Raw genomic sequence first — 261 nt, forward strand, 5'->3', positions numbered from 1 at the left:
CATTAATGGAATATATGAAGGATGGATCTCAAAGTGGATGTAATCTGTTTCATTTCTAAAAACAGACGACATCCCTTCGAAATATTAAGCGGTTTCTTTTTCAACTATTAAACTGCATATAAAAATATGGAAGTAATTGTCTAATAAAACTATTTCACCCAAACCTGCTTGGCATTCACGAACTCGTGAATGCCTTGCGGCCCCAGTTCCCGCCCGTAACCCGAGCGTTTAATGCCGCCGCTCGGCAGGCGGGGATCTGTT

1 protein-coding gene is annotated in these 261 nt (G+C 42.1%); it reads right to left on the reverse strand.

Translation table 11 applies throughout. From position 1 onward, the window contains the following. Positions 1-149 precede the first annotated feature (149 nt). Positions 150-248: an aldehyde dehydrogenase family protein gene (locus ACYP03_RS26770; protein ID WP_459782775.1), complete on the reverse strand. Its 99-nt coding sequence runs from the start codon at positions 246-248 to the stop codon at positions 150-152. Positions 249-261: the final 13 nt, after the last annotated feature.

Source organism: Photobacterium sp. R1, assembly GCF_054600795.1.